This window comes from Novosphingobium nitrogenifigens DSM 19370 (assembly GCF_000192575.1).
GTDB lineage: Bacteria > Pseudomonadota > Alphaproteobacteria > Sphingomonadales > Sphingomonadaceae > Novosphingobium > Novosphingobium nitrogenifigens.
In genome coordinates this window covers 195,805-202,608 of record NZ_GL876927.1, presented here as the reverse complement: position 1 = coordinate 202,608, position 6,804 = coordinate 195,805, and the positions used below count along the sequence as shown (strand labels likewise).

Sequence of the window (6,804 nt, the reverse complement as noted above, 5' to 3'; positions counted from 1 at the left end):
ATTGGTGATGACGAACTGGGCCTCGCGCAGGGCCTTTTGCATCGAGCCGTTGGCCATCGCGCGCTGGCGACGGCGGATGGCGCCCTTGTTTTCGGGGCTGCCTTCGGTTTCCTTGTTTTCGTCGCGGATTTCCTGAAGGCTCATGCGCAGGCGCTTGTTGCGGCGCAGCCATTGCACGGGAAAGTCGGCCAGCGCGATGACGACAAGCCCGGCGGCCAGATATTCAAGCAGGAGGCTGAGCGAGGACCAGGCAAAGCCGAGCTGGGCATGAAGCTGTCCGGCGCCCAGTCCGACGAGCGTCGCAAGCCGCGATTTCAGCCAGACGAAGGCGATCGTGCCGAGCAGGGCGAGCTTCATCAGCCCCTTGCCGATCTCGACCAGCCCCTGAAGCCCGAACATGCGCGAAAGGCCGTTGACGGGATTGAGGCGCGAGGCTTTGGGCAGCGCGTTTTCGGCAAGGAATGCGCCGTCGCCGAAACCGAGCTGCACGATCAGCGATGCGGCGACGACCCCGACGCCGAGCAGCAGCACCGGGGGCATCACGTCCATCATCGCACCGAGCAGGCGTGCCATCGGATCGAAATGTTCGAGGCTGTCGCGATCCCAGGCAAGGCCCGTCCGCGCGGTGCGGTCGATCGAACGCATGACCCACGGCCCGGCCAGAACGAGCCAGGCGACACCGACCGCCGTTCCCACCGCAATGTTGAGCTCGCGCGAGCGCAGGACGTCGCCGCGCTTGATCGCGTCGCGCTTGCGCTTGGCAGTTGGGGCAAATGTCTTTTCGCCGCTGTCCTCGGACATGGGGGCTCCGGTCTATTCGGGGATTATCTGGCCAGCAGCGCCGACGCATTGGTCAGCGCGCCACGGGCGATGTCGGTGAGATTGTCGCTGATGAGTGGGGCCGAAATGATGAGCGCGGTGATCCCGGCGAGAACCCCGGCAGGAAGGCCGAGCGAAAAGAGATTGAGCGCAGGCGCCGAGCGCCCGATCACCCCGGTCACGATTTGCACGACCAGCAAGAGGAGGAGGACCGGCAGCGCCATGGCCAGCGCGGTCAGGAACATGTCGGCGGCAAAGGTGTCGATCAGCTGAAGCCGTGCAGGCGTCATCCACGCCGAGCCGGGAGGAAAGACGCGATAGCTTTCCACCACCAGCGAGATCCAGTCGATGTGACCGCCGATGCCCAGGAACACGATCGTCAGCACGACGCCGAAATATTGCCCCAGCACTGCCGAATGCGATCCGCTCAGCGGGTCGGCGGCCGATGCGATCGACATGCCCATGCCCGCGCCGATCAGCTCGGCCGCGATCAGCGGCGCGGCAAAGGCGACCTGAAGGACGAAGCCGAGCGCGAGACCGATGGTCGTTTCACCTGCGAGCGCCAGCATTCCCGACAGCGAGAGCAGCGCGGGAGGCGCGGCGACCGGGGTCCAGCCGCACACGAAAACAGCAATGGCGCCCGACATGATGACCCGGACTTGCGGGGGGACGCCGGTATTGCCGAACAGCGGCGCGGCAACGAGCGCGGCACCGATGCGGGTCATGACGAAAAGAAAACGCCAGAATTCGGCTTCCAGCGGGCCGAAGCCGAAATCGAGGCCGATCATCGTCCCGTCACCGCGATCTGCGCCATGATGTCCTTGAGGAAATCCCCGACAAGGCCGAGCATGGCGCCGCCCAAGAGGACCAGCACGAGTGCAGTCACCGCCAGCTTGGGCACGAACGTCAACGTCTGTTCGTTGACCGAGGTCGCCGCCTGGATCACCCCGACGACAAGGCCCACCGCAAGACTGGCGAGCAGCACGGGCGTCGCGATCAGCGCCGTGATCCAGATCATCCGGTCGGCAAGCGCGAGCAGCGAGGAAGTGTCGTCCATGGCTCGTTCTCCTTCAGACGAAGCTCGAGGCGAGGCTGCCCATCAGCAGCGCCCAGCCATCGACCAGCACGAACAGCAAGAGCTTGAACGGCAGCGATATGACGGTCGGGCTCATCATCATCATGCCAAGGCTCATCAGCACGGACGAGACGACGAGGTCGATGACGAGAAACGGCAGGAACAGCATGAAGCCGATCTGGAACGCGGTCTTGAGCTCGCTGGTCACGAACGCGGGGAGCAGGATCGTCCACGGCACGTCGGCAGGGCTGGCAAAACGCGGGGCATGGGCCATGTCGGCAAACATGAGGAGATCGTGTTCGCGCGTCTGGCGGATCATGAAGGCATGGAATTCGCGCCCGCCGTTGACGAAGGCCTGTTCGGCATTGATCGTCCCGGCCGAATAGGGCTGGATCGCATTGGCGTTCACACGGTCGAGCGTCGGCCCCATCACGAACAGCGACAGGAACAACGACAGCCCGATCAGCACCGGGTTGGGCGGGCTCTGTTGCAGGCCCAGCGCCTGGCGCAGCAGCGCGAGCACGATAAGGATGCGGGTAAAGCTGGTCATCATCAGCACGAGGCTGGGCAGGATGGTCAGCAGCCCCATGAGCAGGAGCAATTGCAGCGACAGCGACAGGCTGCCCTTGCTCTGCGCGCCCGAGAGTTCGCCGAATGCGCGGTCGAGGGCGCCGGGAATGGCGCTTCCGGTCGGGCCGGGGTTGGCGACGATACCCGGAGCGGGAGCATTCGTCGAAGTCGTCGTCGTTTGCGAGACGGCCGACTGGCTCGACGAGGTCGACGAGGTCGCGACCGGCGCTGCCTGCGCATGGGCGGGCGCGGCAAGGCCGGGGCCGGTCGCCGCGACCAGCAGCGCGGCGCAGAACCAGCCGGCAGGCTTGCGTGCCTTATTCGCCATGGGTCTTGTCCTCGTGCGCGGTGTCCTTGCGGGGAGGGGTCGACCGGGCAGGAGCCTCGGCCAGCCGCACCAGGCCCTGCTTCGAGGCCGAAACGAGAATTTCGCGGTCGTGGAACGCGATCACCGCCAGGCGCAGCGTGGGCGAGAGCATGCGCGTCTCGACAATCTTCACGCTCGAGGGTCCTTCGCTCGTGGCAAAGCGGTTTTCCAGCCGCTTCGCAAAGCGCAGGCTGGCCCAGACCAGAACGCCGATCAGGGGCAAAAGGACAATGAGCTTGGCGATGTACCAGAGCATCAGGCGGCTCCCCGAACCTCGGCGGTCGGGGCATCCTGCCCGACCAGTTCGACGATGCGCAGGCCGAAGCGGTCGCCTTGCGCGACGACTTCGCCGCGCGCGATCAGCTTGCCGTTGACCATGACGTCGAGCAGTTCGTCGGTCATGCGGTCGAGCACGACGACGCTTTCCTCGGTCAGCGCCAGGACGTCCTTGAGCTTCATCTCGGTCTTGCCGAGTTCGACAGTCAGGCGAACGTCGACATCCATGATGAGATCGAAGCCGCGGGGCATGAAGGTCATTGCTACCTCTTGTCTGGAAATCGGGTTGTCGGGACGGGATCGGGGCAGGATCAGGGAAGGTGCGTGATTTCGATGGCGACACGGTCATCGACCGCGCCGATGGCGCCGTGACCGACGGTCTGGCCTCCGACGACCAGCGGGACCGAGCGTGCGATGGGAAGCATCAGCACCTGGCCGACCGCGAGAGTGGAAACCGTGCGCAACGGCACGCGGGTATCGACCAGCAGCGCCGTGACCGGGAGCGGCATGGCGCCATAAGGTTCGGCGAGGGGATCGCCCTTCGCCGGAGCGCGCGTGGTCGAGGTCGCAGGTTGTGCGCCCATGCCGGTCAGCGAGGAGAGTGCTTCGACGGGAAGGACCAGCCGGATCGGCCAGGGTTCGCGCGACCCTTCGGAAATCGTGATTTCGAGCAGGGCCAGCCGCGTTGCCGAGGCAAACGGCTGCAACTGGGCGAGGTCGCGGTCGCGGCGCAGCGGGCGGATGGCATGCGAACCGCCCAGAGCCCGGCCGAGTTCCTCGGACAGGATCGTCTCGATCCGCTGCACCATCAATTCCGCCGACATCGGCAATTCGCGCGGCATCGGCCGGGGCGCTTCGCCCGGTCCGCCAAAGGTCCGGTCGACCAGTCGCAGAACGGCTTCGCCGTCGATCGCGCTGGCCAGCCGGTCGAGCCCGGGCAGCACCGAATAGATGCTGTAGGCGGTCAGGCCCTCGCTCTGGAATTCCTCGATCCCGATCTCGCGCGGGGCCGCGATCGCGACTTCGGGAGGATAGCCTCCGCAAAGCCGGGCCATCGCCCCGCGCAAGGTCCGCGCCATCCGGTCCGCCGCACGCGCCAGCGCCTGGAGAACGTCGGCTTTCTCCGGACCCGGGCGCAGCAGCGCAGCGCTGTGGCGGGCCAGCGCACGTTCTGCAACAATGGCGCGTTCGGCTTTCATTGGATGATGAAGCTCTTGAAGTAGACGGAATCGACCCCGCCGAAGCCTTCGCTGTCGGTCAGGACCTTGTTGATCGCGGCGGTCAGGCGGCGCTGGAGCGCTTCCTTGCCCTGCTGGGTCTGGACGTCGCTCTCGCTGGTGTCGGCAAGCACGGCGAGCACCGCCGAGCGCAAGGCCAGCTCATGCTTCTTGAGCCACAGGATCACGCGATAGTCGCGATGGGTGGAGCAGGCGATCGACACCTGGACCAGCGCGTCCGACCCCTTGAGGTTGGAGGTGAAGTCCTCGGCGAAGCTGTAATAGAGCGTGTGGTACTCGCTCCCGCCGTCGCCATCGACTTCCTTGCCGCCGCCTTCGCCGCCGTCGCCTTCCTTCTTGGGCGGCGCATAGGGGTCTTCCTCACCCTTGCGGATGAGTTTGGGGTGGTTGTCTTCCTTGACCACGGTCTTGGTGCCCCCGCCGATCACACCGGTGGTGACAAGGGCGAATACCCCCCCGCCGCCGGCCGCCAGCAGGACGACCGCGCCGATGATCTTGATCATCATGCCGCCGCCTTTCTTGGCGGGCTTGGCGTCCTTTTCCTTCTTCTCGCTCATCGCGCCTCATGCGCTCCCTGGTCTGAAGTCATCTTTTCCGGCGGTGGTGCCGGGCGGCTGGTCGGTGCGCGGGTCGGGGGGAAGCCCCCGGGGGCGACCACACGGTCGTGACGTCATGCAAAGATTCCTGCGTTGTCGGACGGATCACCCGCGCGGGGCGTGGCCGTCGAAGGATTGTCGAGCGCGGTACGGCGCGTGTTCTGGCCGGTGCCGTCGTTCCCGGACTGGTTGCCGCTGCCGCCGGTGTTGGCGTTGGTCGCGGCGCCGCCATTTCCGGCGAGGAAGGCGTCGGCCTGCTGCCCGCCGTTGCCGGCTCGCGCGTTCTGGTCGTTGCTCTGGGCCGAGTTGTCGGCGGCGGTGTGACCGGCGGCGGCAACGGCGGGGGCAAAGCCCGGATCGGGGCTGCGCATCGTGACCGAAAGGCCATCGTCGCTATTGCTGAATTGCAGCGAGACCCGGCCGAATTCGCTATGGCGCAAGGCGACGCCGACGGTCGCTGCCGCACCGCCCGCCACGCTTTCGTCGCGGGCGCGGGCGATCGAGTCGACCAGCGTGGCAAAGTCGGTGGGCTGGGCGGCCGCCTGCGCGGCGCTGGTTGCGGCGGGCGTCACGGTTGCCGAGGCGTCGATGGTCGCTGCAGGAAGGATCGTCGCCTGTTCGGTGTGTCGATCGGCGTTCGAACCGTTCTTGCCGTTCTGCGTTTCGCTGTCGGCGGTGCTGTCTTTTTCCTTCGACGCGGCGGCGACCGACGACTGGCTGTTTGCGGTCTGGCTGTTTCCGGTCTGACCCGATGCTGAGGCCGTGCGGCCGACTTCCGTGCCCTTGACGGGCTTTCCTGCGGTGGTGGCGATGTCGGCCGTGCGCGCGGTGTTGTCGACCGGAACCGAAGCCGTCTGGACGAGAGTGGACGGGGACGCGGTCGTTTGGGGAATGGCGTCTTGCGTGGTGGATGGCTGCGTGGCGGGCGTTGCCATGGCTGGCGTGCTCACGGCTGCCGGGATCTGCTCGAGCGTCATCTGCGGCAGGCCTGCGGGAAGGGCGGCTGCCATCGCCTGCAGGTTCTGCGCAGTGGAGGCCGTGTTGCCGGTCGCATCGGTACGGGTGGCCAGCGTGGTTCCGGCCGTGGCATTTCCAGTCTGGGGAAGGCGCGAAGTGGTGTCGGCGGGCGGCGTGATGACCGGGGCAGCGGTCGGCTGCGGCGTGAGCAGCACGTTTGCCATGACCATGGTGGCCGTATCGGGCTGCACGGGCGTTGCCGGATCGCTGGCGGAGGTTGCATCCTGGCCGGCTGCATCGGTGCCGCTCGCATCTGCAGCGAGCCGGGCCGCGTGGATCTGGGCCAGATAACGATCGGGCACGGCGACCGCGAGCCGGGCAGGGGTGGCCATCGTGGCTTCGGCGGCAGGCGTGGCTTCCGCGGCAGGGGTCGGCGTTGCCGGCGGCAAGGTCTTGCCGCTTGCCGGTGCCGCGGCAAGCTCGGTCGCGGCCGCGTCGGTGGTCGCAGCATCGGTCTCAAGGGTGGTCGCAGGCGTCGTAGCGGGGGCGTTTTCGTCGGCGGCGGAAGTCTTTTGCGCGGCAAGAGTTGCCGCAAAACCCCGCAAACCCTTCGAATCTGTCGTCATGCCCTTGTCCGCCCGGGTCGAGGCATCACCCGTCGTCGCAGGCGAAGCCGACGAGAGGGAGAGGATGGAGGAGGAGGCAATCGCGGTCATCGAAGGGGCTCCCGGTTCGGTGTTGCCTGTTGTTATTCAAGAAGCGTGCCAAATCCGGGCTGGCATTCCCGTCGTTCCAAGAAATTCTTTAAATATCAGGGATTTATCAGGACTATCGCGGCTTGCGTCCGCCCAGCGGCAGCGATGCTGCGGCCTGGCGGCGGGCGATGTCGCGGGCCGTGGCGGCGGC

At 66.6% G+C, this 6,804-nt stretch carries 10 protein-coding genes; 1 reads left to right on the top strand and 9 read right to left on the bottom strand.

All coding sequences use genetic code 11. The annotated features are described in order from the left end of the window. The 9 genes from Y88_RS07770 to Y88_RS07730 all read right to left on the bottom strand — a co-directional run. Positions 1-801: EscU/YscU/HrcU family type III secretion system export apparatus switch protein (locus Y88_RS07770; protein ID WP_040702472.1), on the bottom strand; the 801-nt coding region annotated here is incomplete at its 3' end. A gap of 23 nt (positions 802-824) precedes the next feature. Beyond that, positions 825-1,607 (bottom strand): flagellar biosynthetic protein FliR, encoded by a 783-nt coding sequence (gene fliR / locus Y88_RS07765; RefSeq protein WP_008067802.1) that lies wholly within the window; start codon positions 1,605-1,607, stop codon positions 825-827. Continuing rightward, positions 1,604-1,876 (bottom strand): flagellar biosynthetic protein FliQ, encoded by a 273-nt coding sequence (locus Y88_RS07760; RefSeq protein WP_008067801.1) that lies wholly within the window; start codon positions 1,874-1,876, stop codon positions 1,604-1,606. The genes fliR and Y88_RS07760 overlap by 4 nt, the downstream gene beginning before the upstream one ends. A 13-nt stretch (positions 1,877-1,889) precedes the next feature. Then, a complete protein-coding gene (gene fliP, locus Y88_RS07755) occupies positions 1,890-2,792 on the bottom strand; it encodes a flagellar type III secretion system pore protein FliP (RefSeq protein ID WP_008067799.1) in 903 nt (300 codons plus the stop codon). Continuing rightward, positions 2,782-3,087 (bottom strand): flagellar biosynthetic protein FliO, encoded by a 306-nt coding sequence (locus Y88_RS07750; protein WP_008067798.1) that lies wholly within the window; start codon positions 3,085-3,087, stop codon positions 2,782-2,784. Before Y88_RS07750 ends, fliP begins: the two co-directional genes overlap by 11 nt. Further along, positions 3,087-3,368, bottom strand: coding sequence for a flagellar motor switch protein FliN (gene fliN, locus Y88_RS07745; RefSeq protein WP_008067795.1), 282 nt, complete (start codon positions 3,366-3,368; stop codon positions 3,087-3,089). Before fliN ends, Y88_RS07750 begins: the two co-directional genes overlap by 1 nt. Positions 3,369-3,418: 50 nt before the next feature. Next, positions 3,419-4,306, bottom strand: a complete 888-nt coding sequence (locus tag Y88_RS07740; RefSeq protein ID WP_008067793.1) for a FliM/FliN family flagellar motor switch protein — start codon at positions 4,304-4,306, stop codon at positions 3,419-3,421. Continuing rightward, positions 4,303-4,902, bottom strand: a complete 600-nt coding sequence (locus tag Y88_RS07735) for a flagellar basal body-associated FliL family protein (RefSeq protein ID WP_008067791.1) — start codon at positions 4,900-4,902, stop codon at positions 4,303-4,305. The genes Y88_RS07740 and Y88_RS07735 overlap by 4 nt, the downstream gene beginning before the upstream one ends. A gap of 113 nt (positions 4,903-5,015) precedes the next feature. Then, on the bottom strand, positions 5,016-6,524 hold the full coding sequence (locus Y88_RS07730; RefSeq protein WP_232280970.1) for a hypothetical protein: 1,509 nt from the start codon (positions 6,522-6,524) through the stop codon (positions 5,016-5,018). On the opposite strand from Y88_RS07730, the gene Y88_RS19550 reads away from it, so the two are divergent. After that, positions 6,523-6,804 (top strand): hypothetical protein (locus Y88_RS19550; protein WP_232280969.1); only part of this gene is annotated, 282 nt, incomplete at its 3' end. The genes Y88_RS07730 and Y88_RS19550 overlap by 2 nt on opposite strands.

Excerpts from the sequence above, each read along its gene's own strand:
- fliR (WP_008067802.1), bottom strand. The coding sequence starts at position 1,607 with ATGATCGGCCTCGATTTCGGCTTCGGCCCGCTGGAAGCCGAATTCTGG.
- Y88_RS07740 (WP_008067793.1), bottom strand. The coding sequence starts at position 4,306 with ATGAAAGCCGAACGCGCCATTGTTGCAGAACGTGCGCTGGCCCGCCAC.
- Y88_RS07735 (WP_008067791.1), bottom strand. The coding sequence starts at position 4,902 with ATGAGCGAGAAGAAGGAAAAGGACGCCAAGCCCGCCAAGAAAGGCGGC.
- fliN (WP_008067795.1), bottom strand. The coding sequence starts at position 3,368 with ATGACCTTCATGCCCCGCGGCTTCGATCTCATCATGGATGTCGACGTT.
- Y88_RS07730 (WP_232280970.1), bottom strand. The coding sequence starts at position 6,524 with ATGACGACAGATTCGAAGGGTTTGCGGGGTTTTGCGGCAACTCTTGCC.
- Y88_RS07750 (WP_008067798.1), bottom strand. The coding sequence starts at position 3,087 with ATGCTCTGGTACATCGCCAAGCTCATTGTCCTTTTGCCCCTGATCGGC.
- Y88_RS07760 (WP_008067801.1), bottom strand. The coding sequence starts at position 1,876 with ATGGACGACACTTCCTCGCTGCTCGCGCTTGCCGACCGGATGATCTGG.
- fliP (WP_008067799.1), bottom strand. The coding sequence starts at position 2,792 with ATGGCGAATAAGGCACGCAAGCCTGCCGGCTGGTTCTGCGCCGCGCTG.